The organism is Janibacter sp. GS2, assembly GCF_051200835.1.
Lineage (GTDB): Bacteria > Actinomycetota > Actinomycetes > Actinomycetales > Dermatophilaceae > Janibacter.
On record NZ_CP195161.1, the window covers coordinates 2,205,653 to 2,226,895 of the forward strand.

The following is a 21,243-nucleotide window of genomic DNA, read 5'->3' on the forward strand; positions in this document are numbered from 1 at the left end:
AGCCAGGCACAGGAGTCCTTCGGGCCACGGGTCTCTCTCCATCCCCCTTCGCTCTGGTAGCTCGCGGTGCAGGTGCCGAAGGCGAAGTCTCGGGGGAGGGGCCCACGGGTCCCCCGGAGGAAAGACGTGACGCACGTCACACCCACTGGCACACTTGGGTGATGGCACACGGAGACATCACCCACATCGAGATCCCGGTCGCGGACACGGACGCGGCCACCGCCTTCTACAGCTCGCTCTTCGGCTGGCAGATCGCGGGACCGCCCGGCTTCGAGGACTATCCGATGTGGCAGGCGCCGAACAAGATCAGCGGCGGCGGACTCGTGGCCCGGTCCGGGGACCTCACCCAGCCACGCTCGTACGTCGAGGTCGACTCGATCGACGCGGTGCTGACCGCGGCCGTCGAGGCGGGTGGACAGGTCGTCATGGACAAGGCCCCGATCTCGGACACGAGCTGGTGGGCGGTCCTGCAGGACCCGGACGGCAACCAGATCGGCCTGTACGAGGGCATGACCGAGACCTGAGCCGCGTCCCGTCACTCCCGGGGTGACACCCGGTCACCGGCACGGACCACGCCGGGCACCAGCACGTCGGCGTCGACACCGAAGCCGAGCTCACCGGTCCGGCGCGGCCGCGCCGCCAGGTCCTTCAGGAGCGAGCGGTTCATCCGGCCCGTGGCCGGATCGACGTCGATGACGCGGCACCGGGGGACGGCCCCGCGGACCCGGATCACCGCGTCGCCGAGGTGCAGCCGTGTGCCCGGCTCGGGGACCCGATCGGCGTCCAGGGTGAGGGTCGCCCGGAAGCGGGCGCTCTCACTCTCGGCCAGCTCGGCCAGCTCGCCGGTGCTGACCAGGCTGACCGGGCCGCCGTAGACGACCTCCCCGGGGGCCACCCGGGCCAGGCGGACCTCGCACCCCAGGTACGCGCTGAGCAGCGCGGCATGCGGTGAGGTGAGCAGCTCCAGCTGCGCGTCCCGGCCCCAGTAGTCCCGGGTCAGGCGCTCTCCGGTCGGCTGCGTGGGAGCGATGGCCCGGCGGTCATCGGGGGTGCGAAGGGAGAGGACGGTGCCGTCCCACACCGCGTCGACGAGGACGAGTCGGGGGTGGTCGACGGTGCGCAGCACCCGGTCCCGCTCGACGTCGAGAAGGCAGAGGACCCGGTCACCGACCGGTCCGGTGGTCTCCAGCCGGAGCTGGCGGCGCTCGGCGTGCCGGGCCCCCTTCAGCGGGGTGATGCCGATCCGGGTGATGTGCATGGCGCCCAGTCAACCCCAACCCTTCGAGCGGTTGCCTCGGGGTGAAACCGGCTGGGGTCTCTCGCGCCCTCGGGGATAGAGTTCGACGGTGCCCGACCGGGCGCCTCGTACCGTCCCACCAGGAGATCCCCGTGTCTGCCCAGCTCACCATCACCGTCGCCGGAGACGAGCGATCGGTGGACCCGGGCACGACCGCCGCCGAGCTCTTCGAGGGGGATCGCGCGGTCCTCGTCGCCCGCGTCAACGACGAGCTGCGCGACCTCGCCCACGAGCTGGTCGCGGGTGACGTCGTCGAGCCGGTGACGGCTGCGGAGCAGGACGGTCTCGACGTCCTGCGTCACTCGTGCGCCCACGTGCTCGCCCAGGCCGTCCAGCAGGTCCACCCTCACGCCAAGCTCGGGATCGGGCCACCGGTCCGCGACGGCTTCTACTACGACTTCGACGTCGAGGAGCCCTTCACCCCGGAGGACCTCAAGGCCCTCGAGAAGGCGATGCAGAAGATCGTCAACGAGGGCCAGACCTTCCACCGCCGCGAGATCAGCGACGAGGCGGCGCTGACGGAGCTCTCCGACGAGCCGTACAAGTGCGAGCTCATCGGGCTCAAGGGTGGCTCCGCGGACGACGTGGCCGAGGGTGCCGAGGTCGAGGTCGGCGGGGCCCAGCTGACGATCTACGACAATCTCCGCCGCGATGGGTCGGTCGCCTGGGGTGACCTGTGCCGAGGCCCGCACATCCCGAGCACCAAGCTCCTCGGCAATGCCTTCAAGGTGATGCGCTCGGCGGCGGCCTACTGGCGCGGGAGCGAGAAGAACCCGCAGCTGCAGCGCATCTACGGCACGGCCTGGGCCACGAAGGACGAGCTCAAGGCCTATCTCGAGCGGCTTGCGGAGGCCGAGAAGCGTGACCACCGCAAGCTCGGCCGCGAGCTCGACCTCTACTCCTTCCCCGACGAGATCGGCTCCGGCCTCCCGGTCTTCCACCCCAAGGGTGGCGTCATCAAGCGCGAGATGGAGGACTACGTCCGCCGACGTCACATCGAGGAGGGCTTCGAGTACGTCGGCACCCCACACATCGCCAAGGAGGGCCTGTTCCACACCTCCGGTCACCTGCCGTACTACGGGGAGGGGATGTTCGCGCCCCTCGACGTCGACGGCATGGACTACCGCCTCAAGGCGATGAACTGCCCGATGCACAACCTCATCTACCGCTCGAAGCAGCGCTCCTACCGTGAGCTGCCGCTGCGTCTCTTCGAGTTCGGGCACGTCTACCGGCACGAGAAGTCCGGGGTCATCCACGGGCTGACGCGCGTGCGCGGCTTCGCCCAGGACGACAGCCACTCCTACGTGACCAAGGAGCAGGCCCCCGACGAGATCCGCCACCTGCTCGACTTCATCCTCGGCCTGCTGCGCGACTTCGGGCTCCATGACTTCTACCTCGAGCTGTCCACGCGGGACGAGGAGGGGGAGGGGAGCTCGAAGTTCATCGGCTCCGACGCGGACTGGGCCGAGGCGACCGCCGTCCTCGAGCAGGTCTGTGGCGAGACCGGTCTCGAGCTCGTGCCCGACCCCGGCGGCGCCGCCTACTACGGCCCGAAGGTCTCCGTGCAGGCGCGAGACGCGATCGGCCGCACCTGGCAGATGAGCACGATCCAGTACGACTTCAACCAGCCCTCCCCGGACCGGTTCGCCCTGGAGTACCAGGCCGCGGACGGCTCCCGCCAGCAGCCGGTGATGATCCACTCGGCGAAGTTCGGCTCGATCGAGCGCTTCATCGGCGTCCTGGTCGAGCACTACGCCGGCGCCTTCCCCGTGTGGCTGAGCCCCGTCCAGGTGCTCGGTGTCCCGGTCGCCGAGGAGTACGCCGACTACCTCTGGGGCGTGCTGTCGCAGATGAAGGCGAAGGGGATCCGCGTGGAGCTCGACGCCAGCGACGACCGCTTCCCGAAGAAGATCCGCAATGCGAGCAAGGCCAAGGTGCCCTTCACCCTCATCGCCGGCGAGGAGGACCGTGGCCACGACGCGGTCTCCTTCCGCTATCGCGACGGGTCGCAGGAGAACGGCGTCCCCATCGAGGAGGCGATCACCAAGGTCCTCTCGGCGATCGAGCACCGGGACCAGATCACCTCGGCGCCGAGCCTGACCAACCCCGGCCCGGACGTGCGCCCCGCCGGCACGGCCTGACGACGGGCGACGCCCGCCCCCTTCGCGTCCGGTGGGCTAGGTTGCGGGCATGGACCCGCGGATCCGCCCCGTCGAACGCGATGACGCCGTCTCCCTGGCGGCCCTGCGCATACAGCAGGACCGTGAGCGCGCTCGCCCGGCGCGGGCCGGGTTCCTCGCGGAGTACGCCGACGCGCTGCTCGAGGACTTCGCGGACTACCGCGGGTGGATCGCCGATGAGGCAGACGGTCGGCCCGTCGGGTGCGTCCTCGCCCAGCGCGTACGCAAGCTGCCCGGCCTCGTGGCTCCCGGCCGCCCGGAGTGGTGGTACGTGCAGCAGGTCTACGTCTCGGCCGACCGGCGGCGTCGGGGGATCGGGACAGCGCTCATGGCGGCGGTGCAGCGGGCCGCCACCGAGGAGGAGATCCGCTGGATCCGCCTCAACGCCTCGGCCGCGGGACGTCCGCTCTTCGACGCGGTCGGCTTCGGCCCTCCCGTGGACCGCCTTCGGGAGTGGGTGCCCCGGTCCTCGGGATGACGGGTGCGGCGTGACAGGATCGGCCCCATGACCGAGCCCCACGAGCGACCCCTCGAGGACGAGCGCTCCTTCGTCGGTGTCCCGGACGGGTTCGATCGGCTCTGGACGCCCCACCGCATGGCGTACGTCACCGGTGAGCGGCCGAGCGAGGACGCCGGCGAGGGCTGTCCCTTCTGCGCCGCGCCGGACAAGGAGGACGCCGAGGGTCTCGTCGTGCACCGTGGTCGGACCTGCTTCGTCGTGATGAACCTCTTCCCGTACAACGCCGGTCACGTCCTCGTCTGCCCGTACCGGCACGTCTCGCTCTACATCGACCTCACCGACGAGGAGACGCACGAGTTCACCGCGCTGACCAAGACGGCGATCCGGGTGCTGCAGGAGACCTCGAACCCGCACGGCTTCAACCTCGGGATGAACCAGGGCGCCGTCGCCGGCGCCGGGGTGGCCGCCCACCTCCACCAGCACGTCATCCCGCGCTGGGGCGGGGACATGAACTTCCTGCCGATCATCGCCCAGACCAAGGCGCTGCCGATCCTCCTCGAGGACGCGCGCACGGCACTGGCCACCGCCTGGCCCACCACGGAGCGCTGAGCGGCCGCGAGACACCGGCTGTGGGGACGGTCACCCTGCCGCGCGGCGTGATCGGGACGTGCCCGAAGCCGGTTACGCTGGTGCCCGAGATGCTCAATCGATACGCGCGCGCGGCCGTCACCCGGATCCTCACCCCGGTGGCGAGGCTGCTCCTCCGTCTGGGCGTGAGCCCCGACGTGGTGACGATCGTCGGCACACTGGGCGTCTGCCTCGGGGCACTGATCTTCTTCCCGATGGGCGAGCTGCTCATCGGCGTGCTCGTGATCACCGCCTTCGTCTTCTCCGACACCATCGACGGCATCATGGCCCGCCAGCTCGACCGTCCGGGCAGCTGGGGCGCCTTCCTCGACTCCACCCTCGACCGGATGGGTGACGCGGCGATCTTCGCCGGCCTGACGATCTGGTTCTTCCAGGGCGGTGACGACCGCGTCATGGCGTGGTTGGCCCTGGCCTGCCTCGTCCTCGGCAGCATCGTCTCCTATGCCCGCGCGCGCGCCGAGGGCCTCGGGATGCGCGCCGACGTCGGGATCGCCGAGCGCGCAGACCGCCTCGTCGCGGCGCTCGTGACGACCGGCCTGGTGGGGATGGGCCTTCCCGAGGTCGTGCTCAAGGTCGTCCTCGCGCTGCTGGTCGTCGCCAGCTTCATCACGGTGGTCCAGCGGATCCTCGTCGTCCGACAGCAGGTGCGCGCGGCAGGATCCTCGTCCGGGGCAGCTGCGCCGACATCATGACGCGGATGCGCGGGCGGATCACCCTCCTCGCCTTCGTCCTCGCGTGGCGCCTGCTGCGGCTCCTTCCCGCCCGCGCCGCCTACTGGATCTTCGACGTCGCCGCCGATCGCGCCACCGCGCGCGACGGCGGCGCGGTGCAGCGCCTGCGCGCCAACTACGGCCGGGTGCGTCCGGAGCTCACCGGAGCGCAGCTCGACGACCTCACGGCGAAGGGGGTGCGCGCCGCCCTTCGCTACTACGTCGAGGCCTTCCGCCTCCCGTCGCTCAGGGGCAGCGACGTCGACCGCCTCGTGCGCTGGGAGGGAGCCATGCCCGAGCTCCGGGGAGAGCTCGCCGCCGGCCGTCCGGTCGTCTGCTTCCTCGGGCACACCGGCAACTGGGACCTCGCCGGGGTCTGGTGCGCCCGGCACCTCGGTCCGGTGGTCACCGTCGCCGAGCGGCTCGAGCCCGAGGAGATGTTCCGGGCCTTCCTCGACTACCGCGAGAGCCTGGGCATGCGGATCCTGCCCGCGCAGAAGGGCACCTTCGAGCAGCTGCGGACCCAGCTCGCAACCGGGGAGCCGGTCGTCATGCCGTTGCTCGCCGACCGGGACCTGTCCGCCACCGGGGTCGAGGTCGACCTGTGCGGTCACCCCGCCCGGATGGCGGCCGGACCGGCCGCCCTGGCCGTCGAGAGCGGGTACCGCCTCTACCCGGTGACCCTGCGCCACGAGCGTGTCGGTCGCGAGTGGGGGATGGTCATCACCATCCACGACGCGGTCGCCACGCCCCCGCCCGGGAGCCCGCAGGCCGTCGAGCAGGTCACCCGGGCGTGCGCCGAGACCTTCGGGCGGGCGATCGCCCAGCACACCCAGGACTGGCACATGATGCAGCGGGTCTTCGTCGACGACCTCGCCGCCGACCGGCGCGCGCACCCCGAGGAGGCCGGATGAGGATCGGTCTGGTCAGCCCGTACTCCTTCGACGTCCCCGGCGGTGTGCAGTTCCACATCCGCGACCTCGCGGAGTACCTCCTCCGCGCCGGTCACCACGTGTCGGTCCTCGCGCCCGCGGACGAGGGCACACGGCTGCCCGACTACGTCGTCCCCGCCGGACGCGCCGTGCCCATCCGCTACAACGGCTCGACCGCGCGGTTGCTCTTCGGCCCGGTCGCCGCGGCCAGGGTCGCGCGCTGGCTCGAGGAGGGTGACTTCGACGTCGTGCACATCCACGAGCCCCTCGCCCCCAGCCTGTCCGTGCTCGCACTGTGGGCCGTGACCGTCCCGGTCGTCGCGACCTTCCACACCTCGAACGTCCGCTCCCGTGCGATGCAGGCGGCCTACCCGCTGCTGCGGCCCTCGATCGAGAAGATCCACGGCCGGATCGCGGTCTCGGAGGACGCCCGGCGCACCGTCACCACACACATCGGCGGTGACGCCGTCGTCATCCCGAACGGCGTCGACACCGCTGCCTTCGCCCGGGCCGAACGCACCGTGCGGTGGACCGGAGCGCCGGGGCGACCGACCCTGGTCTTCCTCGGCCGGATCGATGAACCCCGCAAGGGACTGCCGGTGCTCGCGGAGGCGATGCCCCGGATCCTCGACGAGGTGCCCGGCGCCCGGCTGCTCGTCGTCGGGCCGGGAGCCGCGGAGGCCGTGCGGGCTCGGCTGCCCGAGCGCGTGGTGGCAGCGAGTGAGTTCCTCGGTGCGCTGTCCGACGAGGACAAGGCACGTGTGCTGGCCTCGGCCGACCTGTACATCGCCCCCCACACCGGGGGCGAGAGCTTCGGGATCGTCCTCGTCGAGGCGATGGCGGCGGGTGCCCCGGTCCTCGCGAGCGACCTGGCCGCCTTCCAACGCGTCCTCGACACCGGTCGGGCGGGGATGGCGGGGGCGATCTTCGCCGCCGACCGCCCCGACGACCTCGCCGCTCGGGCGGTGGAGCTCCTGGGTGACCCCGCCCGCCTTCGAGCCCTGTCGGACCTCGGTCGTGAGCGGGCCCGGGTCTTCGACTGGGGGATCGTCGCCGAGGAGATCCTCGCGGTCTACGAGACGGTCGTCGACGCCGGTCACCGTCCGCACGAGGTCACCCGGTTGCGGCCCGGGCGCAGCCGCGGTCTCGGTGGTGGGCGCTGATGGAGGTCATCGGTGTCCTCGGTGTCGGTGCAGCCGTCGTCTGCGTCCTGCTCGTCCTCGCCTGGTACCTCTCCTACAGCGCGGCCCGGCTGGATCGCCTCCACGCGAAGGTCGAGGGCGCGCTCTCCGCGCTCGACGCCCACGTGGTCCGCCGGGCCGAGGCGAGCATCGAGCTGGCCAACTCGGGGGCGGTCGACCCGGCGAGCGGTGTCCTCGTGGCCGCGGCGGCCAGCGAGTCGCTGGAGCGGCACAACGAGCGGACCTTCGAGGCGGACCTTCTCGAGGGGCAGCACTTCGCCGGTCGTGAGGGCGTCGAGAGCCAGCTCTCCGAGGTGCTGCACGCCGCACTGCCGCCGGAGGTCGTGCGTGACATCGAGGCGAAGGGTGACCCGGGTGCAGCCGCCCTCGAGCGGGTGCGCCACGCGGGACTGCGGGTGCAGCTGGCCCGTCGCTTCCACAACGATGCCGTCAAGGAGGTCCAGCGGGTGCGGGCCAAGCGGGTCGTGCGACTCTTCCGACTGGCCGGCCACGCCGAGCTCCCACGGACCGTCGAGTTCGACGACGCCCTGCCGGGGGAGTGACCCCCGCTCACGGGGCCATCCCCGTCGTCGGCCCGGACCGGATCGGACACGCATCGCCCACGCCCCTAAACTGCTCCCAGCGCCGAGCAAGTCTTGCCGGGTGCTCCCCCTTCACGCCGACAGCCAGGATGGACGATGACTGACCAGCAGCCTGCCCAGAGCACGACCGAGACCGGGACCGCACGGGTCAAGCGCGGTATGGCGGAGATGCTCAAGGGCGGCGTCATCATGGACGTGGTCACCCCCGAGCAGGCCACGATCGCCGAGGACGCCGGTGCGGTCGCCGTCATGGCCCTCGAGCGCGTGCCCGCCGACATCCGGGCCCAGGGTGGGGTCTCCCGGATGAGTGACCCGGACATGATCGACGGGATCATCGAGGCCGTCTCGATCCCGGTCATGGCCAAGGCGCGCATCGGCCACTTCGTCGAGGCGCAGGTCCTGCAGTCGCTCGGTGTCGACTACATCGACGAGTCGGAGGTGCTCACCCCGGCCGACTACGCCAACCACATCGACAAGTGGGCCTACACCGTTCCCTTCGTCTGCGGCGCGACCAACCTGGGTGAGGCCCTGCGCCGCATCACCGAGGGTGCCGCGATGATCCGCTCGAAGGGGGAGGCCGGCACCGGCGACGTCTCCAACGCGACGACGCACATGCGTCAGATCCGCGGTCAGATCCGCCGCCTGCAGAACCTCGCCGAGGACGAGCTCTACGTCGCGGCGAAGGAGCTCCAGGCTCCCTACGAGCTCGTCAAGGAGGTCGCGAGCGCCGGCAAGCTGCCCGTCGTGCTCTTCACCGCCGGTGGCATCGCCACCCCCGCCGACGCCGCGATGATGATGCAGCTCGGCGCCGAGGGCGTCTTCGTGGGGTCGGGCATCTTCAAGGCGAACAACCCGGCCCAGCGTGCCGAGGCCATCGTCAAGGCCACGACCTTCTTCGACGACCCGGACACCCTCGCGACGATCTCCCGTGGCCTGGGCGAGGCCATGGTCGGCATCAACGTCGACGACATCCCCCAGCCCCACCGGCTGGCCGAGCGCGGCTGGTAGAGCTCAGCCAACCGTCGACCGGTGGTCAGCTGAGCGGTGGGGTCCCGTCCCTGGGTGGGGCCCCACCGCCGGTGGGGCCGCTCGGGGAGGAGTCCCCGGTGTGCTCCTGGATCGTCGAGTTCACCTTGTCGCCGGCCTTCTGACCGAGGTCACTGGCGGTGTCCTGGGCCTCGCGCGCCTTCTTCTGCACCCGGGGGTCTCGCCACATCCGCTTCGCCTCGGCGGCCATCCGGTCGTACTGCTGCCGTCCCGCTCGCGTGCCGAGGACGTAGCCGACGCCCGCGCCGAGCAACAGTGAGATCTTTCCCATGACAACCTCCAGGGTTCGGTGTTCCGCCGGCCGTCCCGGACGGAGCAGCCAGCGGCCTCGACCTACCCCCGGGTGCGGCCGCCGAAACGGTCCACGTCGACACCGGGCCACCCGGGCCCGATGCCCTCTGTGTGGGCTCAGCCGGTGGTGGGGTGACTCCACCCGATGAGGATCGAGGACCCGGAGCGTTCGAACAGCCTGCGGTCGGACCGCTCGGACAGGTCGAGCGTGCGGCCCAGCCTCCAGCTGTAGAAGCGGTAGGTGCTCGTGCGACCGCCGCCGGAGACACCGACGCGGATCCCGTAGTCGGTGAGGCTGCGGCTGCCCACGGTGGTGGCAGACACGATGGGGCTGACCGACCCTCCCAGGACGATCTCGCCCTTGGAGTTGAACCACAGGCCGGTCACGCCGGTGCACAGTCGCACGTAGGACCCGGCCAGTCGCGGGCTCTCGTAGGCACCGGAGAAGTCGACGGTGCAGCCGCGCTGGACGACGCTGTCGATGGCGGCGGAGCCGTCCCGGTAGGGCCCGTACTTGTCCGCCGCCTGGACCGTCGTGGCCCGGGGGCTGCCCGGACGAGCGGTCGTCTTGGTCCAGCTGAGCCACACATTGGCCGTGCTGCCGCTCACCCGACGCAGGTCGGCTGCCTTGCGCAGGTCGAGCCTGCGGTTGAGGCGGGAGTCGTACAGGGAGAAGTTCATCGTCGAAGCGGATGCCGAGACCCCGAGCCCGATACCGCGGGTCGTCAGGGTCTCGTCCGCGTCGCCCTGGACGTTGACGACGGCTCCGCGCTGCTCCGGGCTGGCGGTGACCCGGATCCGGCCCGTCGACGAGATGCCGACCGAGGAGACACCGATGCACCGGTGGGTGGTGTTGGCGTGGACGGTGACGCCGGTGGTGGTCATGCGCAGCACGCACCCGCCGGGCACCGTGCCGGCGGAGGTGGCCGTGAGGTCGTGGTTCGGGCCCAGCGCGTTGTGGCCCGGGTCGATGGTGCCGGCATCGGCGCCGCCGGCCTTGGTCCACCCCACGTGGACCGCGGTGCCGGCGACCCGGTCGCGGCCGCTGGGCGTGCGCAGGTCCACGCGCTTGCCCGCCCGGTCGTCGTACATGCGCAGCGTGATGACGTCGCGCCCGCCCGTGGCGCCGGCGACGATCCCCCGCTCGATCATCTGGGTGCTGGGGGAGACCATGAGGCGGATCGCCGCCTGGGCCGACTGGGGGGTGAGTACCACGTCGAGGTCGCCCTGCGTGGTGCGGGCCACCGACTGCACCCCGACGCAGGGCTTGTCACTGCTGGCCGCCAGCGACGGCTCTCCGCTCCCGGTGAACACGACCCGGCAGCCGCCCACGACGTACTGCTCGGGAGGGACGGTCGGCCGGGTCTCGGCCTCGGCGGTCGCTGGAGCGGCCGCGCCGGCGAGCACTGCGAGCAGCACCGTGACGACGGGAGCGAGCGAGCGGCGCAGGATGAACGTGAGCATGAGATCCCCCCAGAGGCCATCGGCGGATGGCACGGCACGACATGGCTGTCCGCGGGGGAGAGTCAACCCCACTCCTCGCCCGGTGGACGCGCGGAACGTACCACGCCCCGGCTGCCGTAGCCTGCGGCCGTGACGGATGCACCTGTGCCACATCTCGGCGTCCTCGCCGTCCAGGGAGACGTGCGGGAGCACCGGGCCGCCCTGGAGGCGTCGGGGGCGCGGACCACCGCGGTCCGCCGCCCGGCCGAGCTCGCCGCGGTGGACGGGCTCGTCCTGCCGGGCGGCGAGTCGACGACCATCGACAAGCTCACCCGGATCTTCGACCTGCGCGACCCCCTTCGGGCCCGGATCGCGCAGGGGATGCCGGTCTACGGCAGCTGTGCCGGCATGATCCTGCTCGCCGACCGGATCCTCGACGGGCACCGGGAGCAGCAGACCCTGGGCGGCATGGACATCACGGTGCGCCGCAACGCCTTCGGTCGTCAGGTCGACTCCTACGAGTGCGACCTGCCCATCGCCGGCATCGCGGGCGGGCCGGTGCGGGCGATCTTCATCCGCGCCCCGTGGGTCGAGGAGTGCGGTGAGCGCGTCGAGGTGCTCGCCGCCGTCGAGGCGAAGGGGGAGTCGCACCCGGTCGTGGTGCGGCAGGGGAACCTCCTCGCGACGAGTTTCCACCCGGAGGTCACCGGGGACCACCGGGTCCACGCCCTCTTCGTCGAGATGGTCCGCTCCGCGACCTGACCCACGTCGCCCCCGTGCTCCCGGAGGGGAGGGCGCCGGACCGCGTAGGATCCATCCTCGGACCATCTGCCAGCCACACCGAGGAGACCACCGTGTCCGGCCACTCCAAATGGGCAACCACGAAGCACAAGAAGGCGGCGATCGACGCCAAGCGCGGCAAGCTCTTCGCCAAGCTCATCAAGTACATCGAGGTGGCTGCCCGCACGGGCGGCGGTGACCCGGTCGGCAACCCGACGCTCTACGACGCCATCCAGAAGGCCAAGAAGAACTCGGTCCCGAACGACAACATCGAGCGGGCGGTCAAGCGCGGCTCCGGTGCCGAGGCCGGTGGCTCGAACTGGGAGGGGATCACCTACGAGGGCTATGCCCCGGGGGGCGTCGCCGTCCTCATCGAGTGCCTGACCGACAACAAGAACCGCGCGGCGACCGAGGTGCGGACCGCGCTGAGCCGCAACGGCGGCAATCTCGCCGACCCGAACTCGGTCGCCTACCTCTTCAACCGCCGGGGCGTCGTCATGGTGCCCAAGGCGGAGAAGAGCGACGAGGACCTGCTCGAGATCGTCCTCGAGGCGGGAGCGGAGGAGATCAACGACTTCGGCGAGTCCTGGCAGATCGTCTCCGAGGCCACCGACTTCGTCGCGGTGCGCACCGCGCTGCAGGAGGCCGAGGTCGACTACGACTCGGCCGAGGCGGTCTTCCTGCCGAGCCTGGAGGTGCCCCTGGACCTCGACGGAGCGAAGAAGATGATCCGCGTGGTCGAGGCCCTCGAGGACAGCGACGACGTGCAGAACGTCTACACCAACGGTGACCTCTCCGACGAGGTCCTGGCCCAGCTGGACGCCGAGGACTGACCCGGCGTGTCGGCCGCCGGGACCCGGACGCCGACACGTAGTCTCGCCACTAGAACAGGTGTTCTAAGCGGGTGCCTCCAGGCGGAGCGCCCCGGTCGGATCAAGGAGGGTGCACGTGCGCGTGCTCGGCGTGGACCCGGGACTGACCCGGTGCGGACTCGGCGTCGTCGACGGCGAGACCCACGCCCTGCGCATGTCGGCCGTCGGTGTCGTGCGCACGACGCCCGAGCGCTCGACCGGGGACCGGTTGGCCTACATCCAGGACGAGCTGGACACCTGGCTCGACCGGTTCGAGCCGCAGGCCATCGCCCTCGAGCGCGTCTATGCGGCCGATCACGTGCCCACCGTCATGACGACCGCCCAGGTCAGTGGTCTCGTGCTGCTCGCCGGAGCGCGTCGTGGCCTCCCCGTCGTGCTGCACACCCCGACCGAGGTCAAGGCCGCGGTCACCGGCTCCGGGCGCGCCGACAAGGCCCAGGTGACCACGATGGTCACCCGCATCCTCGCGCTGTCGCAGGCGCCGAAGCCCGCCGACGCCGCCGACGCCCTGGCCCTGGCCATCTGCCACCAGTGGCGCGGCACCGCACAGGTGCGCCGGGAGCTCGCCGCCGCGAGCGAACGCGCCCGCCAGCGATCGGTGGCCACCCGATGATCGCCTCGGTCCGGGGCGTGGCCAGCCACGTCGCCCTCGACCGGATCGTCGTCGACGTCCACGGCGTCGGACTGCTCGTCCACACCCCGCCCGCCGTCGCCGCCGGCTGCCGCCACGGGTCCGAGGTCGAGCTCGCGACGAGCATGATCGTGCGCGAGGACTCGATGACGCTCTACGGCTTCGCCGCGGCGGGGGAGCGGGACACCTTCGAGCTCGCCCAGACCGTCACCGGTGTCGGTCCCCGGGTGGCCATGGCCCTGTTGTCCGTGCTCAGCCCGCAGGAGCTGTCCGCGGCCGTCTCCGCGGACGACATCGCGACCCTGACCAAGGTCCCCGGCATCGGCAGGAAGGGGGCGGAACGCATCGCCCTCGAGCTGCGCGGCAAGCTGCCCGAGGTGCCCGGCGGCGGCGCGGCCTCCCCGGCGTCGACCGCGACGGGCGGATGGCAGGACCAGGTCACCGAGGCGCTCGTCGGGCTCGGCTACTCCGCGAAGCAGTCGGGTGAGGCCGTCGAGGTGGTGGGCCGCGACACCGACGGCGCGGTGCCCACGGATGTCTCCACCGCACTCAAGGCCGCCCTGCAGGTCCTCGCCCGATGAGCGACGACGGCTTCAGCTCCGAGATGCGGGTCGCCGACGACGAGCCGCGCGAGGAGGACGGCTCCTTCGACGCCACCGCCCGGGTCGTCGATGCCGGCAGCACCGAGGACGACGGCGTCGTCGAGGCGGCGCTGCGCCCTCGACGGCTCGCTGACTTCCCCGGCCAACCCAAGGTGCGCGACCAGCTCGGACTCGTCCTCGAGGCGGCCCGGCGACGAGCGGCCCCACCGGACCACATCCTGCTCTCCGGCCCACCGGGGCTGGGCAAGACCACCCTGGCCATGATCGTCGCCGCCGAGCTCGAGCAGCCGATCCGCGTCACGTCCGGGCCGGCGATCCAGCACGCGGGCGACCTCGCCTCGGTGCTGTCCTCGCTCGCCGAGGGCGAGGTGCTCTTCCTCGACGAGATCCACCGCATGTCGCGTCCCGCCGAGGAGATGCTCTACCTCGCGATGGAGGACTTCCGGGTCGACGTCATCGTCGGCAAGGGCCCCGGCGCGACCGCCATCCCCCTGGAGCTGCCCCCCTTCACCGTCGTCGGCGCCACCACCCGGGCCGGTCTGCTCCCGGCGCCCCTGCGGGACCGGTTCGGCTTCACCGGCCACCTCGACTTCTACGAGGTCGCCGACCTCGAGCGCATCCTCGCGCGCAGCGCGGGCCTGCTCGGGGTGGAGGCGAAGGGCGACGCCCTCGCGGAGATCGCTCGCCGGTCGAGGGGGACGCCCCGCGTGTCCAACCGGCTGCTGCGCCGGGTGCGTGACTGGGCCCAGGTGCACGGCACCGGACACGTCGACCGCACCGCGGCCGACCGTGCGCTGGCGCTCTTCGACGTCGACGAGGTCGGCCTCGACCGCCTCGATCGCGCGGTCCTCGACGCCCTGTGCCGTCGCTTCGGTGGGGGGCCGGTCGGTCTGTCGACCCTCGCCGTCGCGGTCGGGGAGGAGACGGACACCGTCGAGACGGTCGCCGAGCCCTACCTGGTGCGGCAGGGTTACATCGTGCGCAGCCCCCGTGGCCGGTTGGCCACCCCCGCGGCCTGGGATCACCTGGGCCTCGCCCCGCCACCGGGGCAGCAGACCCCCCTTCCCCTCAGGGACCCACCCGAGACCGGTCGCCTCGGATGATCGAGACGGGAACCCCTCGACCGGCCTGTCCGTTGGAGACCCTCACAGCCCTGACCTAGACTCGGCTATTGGCCCGGGCACGCCCGGGCCACTGTGACGTCGACCTGACCGATCGGTCCCGACCCAGGAAGTCCTCCTCATGAACGACGGCTCGCAGTCCGCCAGCCTGCTCCTGCTCATCCTCCCGCTGCTGCTCATCGGCTTCATGCTCTACTCCGCACGCAAGCGGCAGCGGACGCTGGCGGAGTTCTCCGCCTCCCTGCAGGTGGGCGACGAGGTCTTCACCACCGCGGGCATCCTCGGCCGGATCACCGAGCTCGAGGACGAGCGGGTGCGCCTGGAAGTGGCACCCGGGACGGTGATCACCCTCGACCGCCGAGCCATCGGCACGAAGGTCGACGGCCCCGCCGGACCGTCGGCCGGGGACCCCGCGCACGGCGAGGGGCAGGACTGAGATGGCGGACGTGCGCCGCACCAAGGACGTCGCTCGCAAGGACCACGCCAAGCGCATCCTCCTGTGGCTCTTCGCCGGGATCCTCGTGCTCCTCGGCGGCCTCGGCTACGGGGTCGTCAAGCACGACGCGACCTGGGCCCCGAAGCTGGGCCTCGACCTCTCGGGCGGCACCCAGATCATCCTCGAGCCGCGTCTCGAGGATGGTGAGCAGGTCTCCCAGGAGCAGCTCCAGGAGGCCCGGGACATCATCGTCCAGCGCATCGACGCCCAGGGCACGACCGGCGCCGAGGTGACCACCCAGGGCGACTCCAACATCGTCGTCGCCATGCCCGGCACGCCGACGAAGGAGCAGGAGGAGGCCATCTCGGCGTCCTCCCAGATGCAGTTCCGCCCGGTGCTGGCCACCGACATCGGGAGCGAGGAGGCGGCGCGCGAGATGCAGGGGGAGCAGCCCTCCGGCACGCAGTCGCCGACCTCCGGTTCCGACTCCTCGTCCTCCTCGACGGGCTCCTCCCCGAAGAGCTCGTCCGCGACGAAGAGCTCCTCCACGAGCTCGTCCTCGTCGAAGGACTCATCGACCTCCTCGGACGGCGGCGCGCAGTCGATCGAGGCGCCGGCCGAGCCGAGCGAACCGAGCAGCACGAGCTCGGCGACGCCCTCTGACTCCGGCAGCCCGAGCCCGAGCGGCAGCGAGAGCTCGGCCCCGGCGCAGCCCGGTCAGGCTCCGGCCCCGACCGACTGGAAGCCGACGGGCGAGCCCACGGGCCCGACCGACCCCAACAACATCTCCACGCAGCTGTGGAAGGACTTCCAGGACCTCGACTGCTCCAACCCTCCGGACGAGAAGCCGGCCAACAACGAGGACGAGGCGATCGTCGCCTGCGATGAGCAGGGCCAGGTCAAGTACGTCCTCGGTCCGATGGTCGTCGCCGGCAAGGAGATCGCCGATGCCGAGGCCGGGTACCAGGTCGGCGCCCAGGGTCAGCAGACGAACACCCCCGAGATCTCGCTCAGCCTCACCAGCACGGGCCGCGACCAGTACGGGGAGATCTCCAAGGAGATGGTCAAGCTTCCGGAGCCCAGCCCCGGAGTCAGCCCGCCCGGGTCCTACAACGCCCTCGCCGCGGTCCTCGACTCGCAGGTGCTCACGGCTCCCGGGTTCAACGAGGCGATCCCGAACGGGCAGGCGAGCATCACCGGCTTCACCATCGACGAGGCCCGCAGCCTGGCGAAGTCGCTGAAGTTCGGCTCGCTGCCCCTGTCCTTCGACGTCCAGACACGTCAGGAGATCAGCCCGACGCTCGGCTCGGAGCAGCTGCGCTACGGCATCATCGCCGGCATCGTCGGCCTGCTCATCGTCTTCGGCTACGCGCTGATGCAGTACCGGGCGCTGTCGGTCGTCGTCGTCGGCTCGATGCTCATCGCCTTCCTCATCACCTACCTGGCGATCGCCCTGCTCGCCTGGGGGTACAACTATCGACTCGACATGGCGGGCGTGACAGGTCTGATCATCGCCATCGGTGTCACCGCCGACAGCTTCATCGTCTACTTCGAACGTGTCCGGGACGAGTTGCGCGAGGGCAGGAACCTCCGCGCCGCGGTCGAGGCCGGCTGGGCGCGAGCGAAGGGGACGATCCTCGTCGCCGACGGGGTGAACTTCCTCGCCGCGGCGATCCTCTACCTGCTCGCCAGCTCCGGGGTGCGGGGGTTCGCCTTCACCCTCGGACTGACGACCCTCATCGACCTCGCGATCTTCTGGCTCTTCACCCACCCGATGCTCACGATCCTGGCTCGTCGCAAGTTCTTCGCCTCGGGGCACCCGTGGTCCGGGTTCGACGTGAACACCCTGCGTGAGGCCAAGGTGCGCTACCGCGGTCGGGGCCAGGTCGACATCGAGAACCCGGTCGTCGTGCCGGCGGAAGGGGGAGCCCGATGAGTCGCATGGCGGACTGGGGCAATGACCTCTACACCGGGAAGCGTTCCTTCAACTTCGTCGACAAGTCGAAGACGTGGTACCTCTGGTCGGCCGTGATCATGACGGTCGCCGCGCTCGGACTCGTGGTGCAGCCGCTGAACCTCAGCCTCGAGTTCACCGGCGGGTCCGAGTTCCGCGTGGCCACCTCATCGGCCCCTGATGACTACGAGAGCCGGGCCACCGACACGGTCCGGGAGGTGGCCGGTCGGGATGCCTCCGCGAATGTCTCGACCCTGGGCGGCTCCACCGTCCGGGTGCAGACCGAGGAGCTCGACGAGACCCAGGCCCGGGAGGTCACCCGCGACCTCGCGACGGCCTTCGACGTCGACACCAACGACGTCAGCTCGAACTTCATCGGCCCCTCGTGGGGCAAGTCGGTCAGCGAGCAGGCACTGCGTGCGCTGGCGGTGTTCATCGTGCTCACGACGGCCCTGATGGCGCTGTACTACCGCAACTGGAAGATGGCCGTCTCCTCGATGGTGGCCCTGGCCCACGACATGTTCATCACCGTCGGCATCTACGCCTGGACCGGTTTCGAGGTCTCCCCGGCGACGATGATCGGCTTCCTCACCGTCTTGGGCTACTCGCTCTACGACACGGTCGTCGTCTTCGACCACGTCAAGGAGAACACGCGGACGGCCTTCGCGAACCGGCGCACGAGCTTCGCCGACGCGGCCAACCTCGCCGTGAACCAGACGCTCGTCCGATCGATCAACACGACGGTCATCGCCGTGCTCCCGATCGTCGCGGTGATCGTCATCGGCTTCGCCCGGCTCGGGCCGGGCACGCTGCTCGACCTCTCGCTCGCGCTCTTCATCGGCATGTCGGTGGGTGCCGCCTCCTCGATCTTCATCGCGACCCCGCTCCTGGTCGACCTGCGCCGCAAGGACCCCGAGGTGGTCCGGCTGGCCGAGGACGCCGCGAAGCTCCATGCCCGGCAGGAGCGCCAGCTGGCCACGGCCGGAGCCGGTGGACGGGGACCGACCTCCCCTTCGCCCGGCCCTGCGGACACCACGACCCCCCGGACGGCGAAGGGGGAGGCCACCACGTCGGTGTCCTCGCCCCTGGACGGGGAGTCCGACGGCTCCGGTGACGGCGGCCAGACCGTCACGGGCCGCACGGTGCACAAGTACGCGCAGTCCGGCGGACCGCGCAACCAGCCGAAGAAGACGCCGCGCAAGCGCCGGGGCCGGGGATGACCCGGACGCTGGCCGACCGCGTCGTCGCGACGCTCCGCGACGTCGAGGACTTCCCGGAGCCGGGCGTGACCTTCAAGGACATCACGCCCGTCATCGCCGACGCCGAGCTGCTCGCCGAGGTCGTGCGGGCGCACGCCCGGCCCTGGCACGGGAAGGTGGACATGGTCGCCGGACTCGAGGCCCGCGGCTTCATCTTCGGCACGGCGGTCGCTTTGGAGCTGGGTGTGGGCTTCCTGCCGGTGCGCAAGGCGGGCAAGCTGCCCGGGCCCACCGTCGGGGTCGACTACGCCCTCGAGTACGGCACCGCCCGTGTCGAGGTGCACGGCGGCGACCTGCCCGACGGCGCCCGCGTGCTCGTCGTCGACGACGTCCTCGCCACGGGCGGGACGGCAGCCGCGGGGTGCGAGCTCATCGAGCACTGCGGCGGTCGCGTCGCCGGTGTCGAGGTCCTCATCGAGATCGCATCGCTCACGGGACGCGCCCTCCTGGCGGGGCGCGATGTCAGGAGCCTGGCCACGGTCTAGGCTCACTCCATGACCGAGCGCAGCACAGGCACCGGCGGGTTCTCCCCGCGGTCGCTGGCGCGTGCCTCGTTGGCGCGCATCGGTGGTGGCCGCGCCACGACACCGGGCGTGCTCGACCCCTTGCTGCAGATCGTGCGGCAGAGCCACCCCAAGGCCGACCTGTCGATCATCGAGCGGGCCTACGACGTCGCCGAGGAGAAGCACCGCGGCCAGCTGCGCAAGAGCGGCGACCCGTACATCACCCACCCGCTCGCGGTGACGACGATCCTCGCCGAGCTCGGCATGACCCCGGTGACCCTGGCTGCGGCCCTCCTGCACGACACCGTCGAGGACACCGACTACAGCCTCGACGCCCTCGAGGAGGACTTCGGCGCGGAGGTCGCGAAGCTCGTCGACGGCGTGACCAAGCTGGACAAGGTCACCTACGGCGACAACGCGCAGGCCGAGACCGTCCGCAAGATGATCGTCGCGATGGCCCGGGACATCCGGGTGCTCGTGATCAAGCTCGCCGACCGGTTGCACAACGCGCGGACCTGGCGGTACGTCTCCGCGGCGTCGGCCCAGCGCAAGGCCCAGGAGACCCTGGAGATCTATGCGCCGCTCGCGCACCGGCTCGGGATGAACACGATCAAGTGGGAGCTGGAGGACCTGTCCTTCGCCACCTTGTACCCCAAGGTCTACGAGGAGATCGTCCGGCTCGTCGCCGAGCGCGCCCCGGCGCGGGAGGAGTACCTCGCGACGGTCCGCTCCCAGGTGGTGATGGACCTGCGCGAGTCGAAGATCAAGGCGACCGTCACCGGACGACCGAAGCACTACTACTCCGTGTACCAGAAGATGATCGTCGGCGGCCGGGAGTTCGGGGAGATCTACGACCTCGTCGCCGTGCGCGTCCTCGTCGACACCGTCCGCGACTGCTACGCGGCGCTCGGCGCGCTGCACGCCCGGTGGAACCCCCTTCCCGGGCGGTTCAAGGACTACATCTCCCTGCCGAAGTTCAACATGTACCAGTCCCTGCACACGACGGTCATCGGTCCGCAGGGCAATCCGGTCGAGATCCAGATCCGCACCCACCAGATGCACCGTCGGGCCGAGTACGGCGTCGCGGCGCACTGGAAGTACAAGGACCAGGGCAGCCCGGACGGCGGACGCGTCGACGAGGGCAAGGTGGGGGAGATGGCGTGGCTGCGCCAGCTGCTCGACTGGCAGCGCGAGACCGCCGACCCGAGCGAGTTCCTCGACTCCCTGCGCTACGAGATCACGACGCAGGAGGTCTACGCCTTCACCCCCAAGGGGCAGGTGATCTCCCTCCCCGCCGGGGCCACCGCCGTGGACTTCGCCTATGCCGTGCACACGGAGGTGGGCCACCGGTGCATCGGTGCCCGGGTGAACGGGCGGCTCGTGCCCCTGGACTCGCCCCTGGAGAACGGCGACGCGGTCGAGGTGCTCACCTCCAAGGCGGAGGGAGCCGCCCCCTCGCGTGACTGGCTGACCTTCGTGCGCTCCGCGCGAGCTCGCAACAAGATCAAGCAGTGGTTCACCAAGGAGCGCCGCGAGGAGATGGTCGACTCCGGCAAGGAGGCCATCGCCAAGGTCGTGCGCAAGCAGAAGTTGCCTCTCCAACGGATCCTCACCGTCGAGAGCCTCACCGCCGTGGCGAGCGAGCTGCGTCGTCAGGACGTCGACGGGCTCTATGCCGCGGTCGGGGAGGGGCACGTCTCCGCCCAGCACGTGGTCACGCGCCTCCTCGCCGCAGCAGGCGGCGAGGACGGCGCCACCGAGGACCTGGCCGAGGCGACCATGCCCGGGCCGGCCGGGAACCGCCGCAGCGGGAGCGACCCCGGCGTCGTCGTCAAGGGTGTCGACGACATGTGGGTCAAGCTGGCGAAGTGCTGCACACCCGTCCCCGGCGACTCGATCATGGGCTTCATCACCCGGGGTGATGGCGTCTCGGTGCACCGGACCGACTGCACCAACGCGACGTCGTTGAAGAAGGAGTCCGAGCGCTTCCTCGAGGTCGAGTGGGCGCCGAGCAGCTCGAGCGTCTTCCTCGTCCAGGTCCAGGTGGAGGCGCTCGACCGGTCCGGGCTGCTGTCGGACGTCACCCGGGTGCTCTCGGAGTCCGGCGTCAACATCCTGTCGGCGGCCGTGCACACCTCACGCAACCGGGTGGCGATCCTGCGGTTCACCTTCGAGATGGGCGACACCGGGCACCTGAGCCACGTGATGCACCAGGTCAAGCGGATCGATGCCGTCTTCGACTGCTTCCGGATCACCGGCGGGCAGACCACCGACTCACGGGGCTGACCCCGATC

General features: G+C 71.0%; 22 protein-coding genes. 19 read left to right on the plus strand and 3 right to left on the minus strand.

Translation table 11 applies throughout. The features are described 5' to 3' along the window. Positions 1 to 161: 161 nt before the first annotated feature. Positions 162 to 524, plus strand: coding sequence for a VOC family protein (locus ACR9E9_RS10590; RefSeq protein WP_435198450.1), 363 nt, complete (start codon positions 162 to 164; stop codon positions 522 to 524). 11 nt (positions 525 to 535) lie between these two features. Here ACR9E9_RS10590 and ACR9E9_RS10595 read toward each other — a convergent pair whose 3' ends face one another. Beyond that, a complete protein-coding gene (locus ACR9E9_RS10595; RefSeq protein WP_435198451.1) occupies positions 536 to 1,258 on the minus strand; it encodes an MOSC domain-containing protein in 723 nt (240 codons plus the stop codon). Positions 1,259 to 1,389: 131 nt separating this feature from the next. Here ACR9E9_RS10595 and thrS point away from each other — a divergent pair, with 131 nt between their 5' ends. The 8 genes from thrS (at position 1,390) to pdxS (ending at position 9,018) form a co-directional block, all read left to right on the plus strand. After that, a complete protein-coding gene (thrS, locus tag ACR9E9_RS10600; RefSeq protein WP_435198452.1) occupies positions 1,390 to 3,438 on the plus strand; it encodes a threonine--tRNA ligase in 2,049 nt (682 codons plus the stop codon). A gap of 49 nt (positions 3,439 to 3,487) precedes the next feature. Beyond that, positions 3,488 to 3,955 carry a GNAT family N-acetyltransferase gene (locus ACR9E9_RS10605; protein ID WP_435198453.1) on the plus strand — a complete coding sequence of 156 codons (468 nt, stop codon included), beginning with the start codon at positions 3,488 to 3,490 and terminating at the stop codon, positions 3,953 to 3,955. A 27-nt stretch (positions 3,956 to 3,982) separates the two neighbouring features. Continuing rightward, the gene (locus ACR9E9_RS10610) at positions 3,983 to 4,546 is read left to right on the plus strand and encodes an HIT family protein (RefSeq protein ID WP_435198454.1); all 564 of its coding nucleotides are present in this window, start codon (positions 3,983 to 3,985) and stop codon (positions 4,544 to 4,546) included. Between the two features lie 89 nt (positions 4,547 to 4,635). Continuing rightward, positions 4,636 to 5,277 (plus strand): phosphatidylinositol phosphate synthase, encoded by a 642-nt coding sequence (gene pgsA / locus ACR9E9_RS10615; RefSeq protein WP_435198455.1) that lies wholly within the window; start codon positions 4,636 to 4,638, stop codon positions 5,275 to 5,277. Between the two features lie 5 nt (positions 5,278 to 5,282). Beyond that, positions 5,283 to 6,209 carry a phosphatidylinositol mannoside acyltransferase gene (locus ACR9E9_RS10620; RefSeq protein ID WP_435198456.1) on the plus strand — a complete coding sequence of 309 codons (927 nt, stop codon included), beginning with the start codon at positions 5,283 to 5,285 and terminating at the stop codon, positions 6,207 to 6,209. Then, positions 6,206 to 7,390: a glycosyltransferase family 4 protein gene (locus tag ACR9E9_RS10625; protein WP_435198457.1), complete on the plus strand. Its 1,185-nt coding sequence runs from the start codon at positions 6,206 to 6,208 to the stop codon at positions 7,388 to 7,390. Before ACR9E9_RS10620 ends, ACR9E9_RS10625 begins: the two co-directional genes overlap by 4 nt. Then, a complete protein-coding gene (locus tag ACR9E9_RS10630) occupies positions 7,390 to 7,971 on the plus strand; it encodes a hypothetical protein (RefSeq protein ID WP_435198458.1) in 582 nt (193 codons plus the stop codon). The genes ACR9E9_RS10625 and ACR9E9_RS10630 overlap by 1 nt, the downstream gene beginning before the upstream one ends. 135 nt (positions 7,972 to 8,106) lie before the next feature. Then, positions 8,107 to 9,018 carry a pyridoxal 5'-phosphate synthase lyase subunit PdxS gene (gene pdxS, locus ACR9E9_RS10635; protein WP_435198459.1) on the plus strand — a complete coding sequence of 304 codons (912 nt, stop codon included), beginning with the start codon at positions 8,107 to 8,109 and terminating at the stop codon, positions 9,016 to 9,018. A gap of 25 nt (positions 9,019 to 9,043) precedes the next feature. Here pdxS and ACR9E9_RS10640 read toward each other — a convergent pair whose 3' ends face one another. Together ACR9E9_RS10640 and ACR9E9_RS10645 are read right to left on the minus strand one after the other, a co-directional pair. Beyond that, complete coding sequence (locus ACR9E9_RS10640; protein WP_435198460.1) at positions 9,044 to 9,328, minus strand: YtxH domain-containing protein; 285 nt, start codon at positions 9,326 to 9,328, stop codon at positions 9,044 to 9,046. A 137-nt stretch (positions 9,329 to 9,465) separates the two neighbouring features. Next, positions 9,466 to 10,812, minus strand: a complete 1,347-nt coding sequence (locus ACR9E9_RS10645) for a hypothetical protein (RefSeq protein WP_435198461.1) — start codon at positions 10,810 to 10,812, stop codon at positions 9,466 to 9,468. Positions 10,813 to 10,941: 129 nt separating this feature from the next. Between ACR9E9_RS10645 and pdxT the strand changes: the two genes are divergently transcribed. The 10 genes from pdxT to ACR9E9_RS10695 all read left to right on the plus strand — a co-directional run bounded on the left by pdxT (position 10,942) and on the right by ACR9E9_RS10695 (position 21,235). Continuing rightward, a complete protein-coding gene (pdxT, locus tag ACR9E9_RS10650) occupies positions 10,942 to 11,553 on the plus strand; it encodes a pyridoxal 5'-phosphate synthase glutaminase subunit PdxT (protein ID WP_435198462.1) in 612 nt (203 codons plus the stop codon). A 92-nt stretch (positions 11,554 to 11,645) separates the two neighbouring features. Continuing rightward, positions 11,646 to 12,404, plus strand: a complete 759-nt coding sequence (locus tag ACR9E9_RS10655) for a YebC/PmpR family DNA-binding transcriptional regulator (RefSeq protein WP_435198463.1) — start codon at positions 11,646 to 11,648, stop codon at positions 12,402 to 12,404. A gap of 115 nt (positions 12,405 to 12,519) precedes the next feature. After that, entirely contained in the window at positions 12,520 to 13,056 is a 537-nt protein-coding gene (gene ruvC, locus ACR9E9_RS10660; RefSeq protein WP_435198464.1) for a crossover junction endodeoxyribonuclease RuvC, read from the plus strand. Further along, positions 13,053 to 13,655, plus strand: a complete 603-nt coding sequence (ruvA, locus tag ACR9E9_RS10665; RefSeq protein WP_435198465.1) for a Holliday junction branch migration protein RuvA — start codon at positions 13,053 to 13,055, stop codon at positions 13,653 to 13,655. The genes ruvC and ruvA overlap by 4 nt, the downstream gene beginning before the upstream one ends. Next, a complete protein-coding gene (gene ruvB / locus ACR9E9_RS10670; protein ID WP_435198466.1) occupies positions 13,652 to 14,779 on the plus strand; it encodes a Holliday junction branch migration DNA helicase RuvB in 1,128 nt (375 codons plus the stop codon). The genes ruvA and ruvB overlap by 4 nt, the downstream gene beginning before the upstream one ends. A 139-nt stretch (positions 14,780 to 14,918) precedes the next feature. After that, positions 14,919 to 15,233: a preprotein translocase subunit YajC gene (gene yajC, locus ACR9E9_RS10675; RefSeq protein WP_435198467.1), complete on the plus strand. Its 315-nt coding sequence runs from the start codon at positions 14,919 to 14,921 to the stop codon at positions 15,231 to 15,233. A gap of 10 nt (positions 15,234 to 15,243) precedes the next feature. Beyond that, the gene (gene secD, locus ACR9E9_RS10680) at positions 15,244 to 17,169 is read left to right on the plus strand and encodes a protein translocase subunit SecD (protein ID WP_435198468.1); all 1,926 of its coding nucleotides are present in this window, start codon (positions 15,244 to 15,246) and stop codon (positions 17,167 to 17,169) included. After that, positions 17,166 to 18,407, plus strand: a complete 1,242-nt coding sequence (gene secF / locus ACR9E9_RS10685) for a protein translocase subunit SecF (RefSeq protein ID WP_435198469.1) — start codon at positions 17,166 to 17,168, stop codon at positions 18,405 to 18,407. Before secD ends, secF begins: the two co-directional genes overlap by 4 nt. Beyond that, positions 18,404 to 18,931: an adenine phosphoribosyltransferase gene (locus ACR9E9_RS10690; protein WP_435198470.1), complete on the plus strand. Its 528-nt coding sequence runs from the start codon at positions 18,404 to 18,406 to the stop codon at positions 18,929 to 18,931. The genes secF and ACR9E9_RS10690 overlap by 4 nt, the downstream gene beginning before the upstream one ends. Before the next feature lie 9 nt (positions 18,932 to 18,940). Further along, positions 18,941 to 21,235 carry a RelA/SpoT family protein gene (locus ACR9E9_RS10695; RefSeq protein ID WP_435198471.1) on the plus strand — a complete coding sequence of 765 codons (2,295 nt, stop codon included), beginning with the start codon at positions 18,941 to 18,943 and terminating at the stop codon, positions 21,233 to 21,235. The last annotated feature ends 8 nt before the right edge of the window (positions 21,236 to 21,243 follow it).

Coding starts and splice junctions, on each gene's coding strand:
- ACR9E9_RS10640 (WP_435198460.1), bottom strand. CDS start 9,328: ATGGGAAAGATCTCACTGTTGCTCGGCGCGGGCGTCGGCTACGTCCTC.
- ACR9E9_RS10625 (WP_435198457.1), top strand. CDS start 6,206: ATGAGGATCGGTCTGGTCAGCCCGTACTCCTTCGACGTCCCCGGCGGT.
- pdxS (WP_435198459.1), top strand. CDS start 8,107: ATGACTGACCAGCAGCCTGCCCAGAGCACGACCGAGACCGGGACCGCA.
- ACR9E9_RS10610 (WP_435198454.1), top strand. CDS start 3,983: ATGACCGAGCCCCACGAGCGACCCCTCGAGGACGAGCGCTCCTTCGTC.
- ACR9E9_RS10690 (WP_435198470.1), top strand. CDS start 18,404: ATGACCCGGACGCTGGCCGACCGCGTCGTCGCGACGCTCCGCGACGTC.
- ACR9E9_RS10605 (WP_435198453.1), top strand. CDS start 3,488: ATGGACCCGCGGATCCGCCCCGTCGAACGCGATGACGCCGTCTCCCTG.
- ACR9E9_RS10645 (WP_435198461.1), bottom strand. CDS start 10,812: ATGCTCACGTTCATCCTGCGCCGCTCGCTCGCTCCCGTCGTCACGGTG.
- ACR9E9_RS10590 (WP_435198450.1), top strand. CDS start 162: ATGGCACACGGAGACATCACCCACATCGAGATCCCGGTCGCGGACACG.
- secF (WP_435198469.1), top strand. CDS start 17,166: ATGAGTCGCATGGCGGACTGGGGCAATGACCTCTACACCGGGAAGCGT.
- ACR9E9_RS10630 (WP_435198458.1), top strand. CDS start 7,390: ATGGAGGTCATCGGTGTCCTCGGTGTCGGTGCAGCCGTCGTCTGCGTC.
- ruvB (WP_435198466.1), top strand. CDS start 13,652: ATGAGCGACGACGGCTTCAGCTCCGAGATGCGGGTCGCCGACGACGAG.
- ACR9E9_RS10595 (WP_435198451.1), bottom strand. CDS start 1,258: ATGCACATCACCCGGATCGGCATCACCCCGCTGAAGGGGGCCCGGCAC.
- ruvA (WP_435198465.1), top strand. CDS start 13,053: ATGATCGCCTCGGTCCGGGGCGTGGCCAGCCACGTCGCCCTCGACCGG.
- pgsA (WP_435198455.1), top strand. CDS start 4,636: ATGCTCAATCGATACGCGCGCGCGGCCGTCACCCGGATCCTCACCCCG.
- yajC (WP_435198467.1), top strand. CDS start 14,919: ATGAACGACGGCTCGCAGTCCGCCAGCCTGCTCCTGCTCATCCTCCCG.
- ACR9E9_RS10695 (WP_435198471.1), top strand. CDS start 18,941: ATGACCGAGCGCAGCACAGGCACCGGCGGGTTCTCCCCGCGGTCGCTG.
- ACR9E9_RS10620 (WP_435198456.1), top strand. CDS start 5,283: ATGCGCGGGCGGATCACCCTCCTCGCCTTCGTCCTCGCGTGGCGCCTG.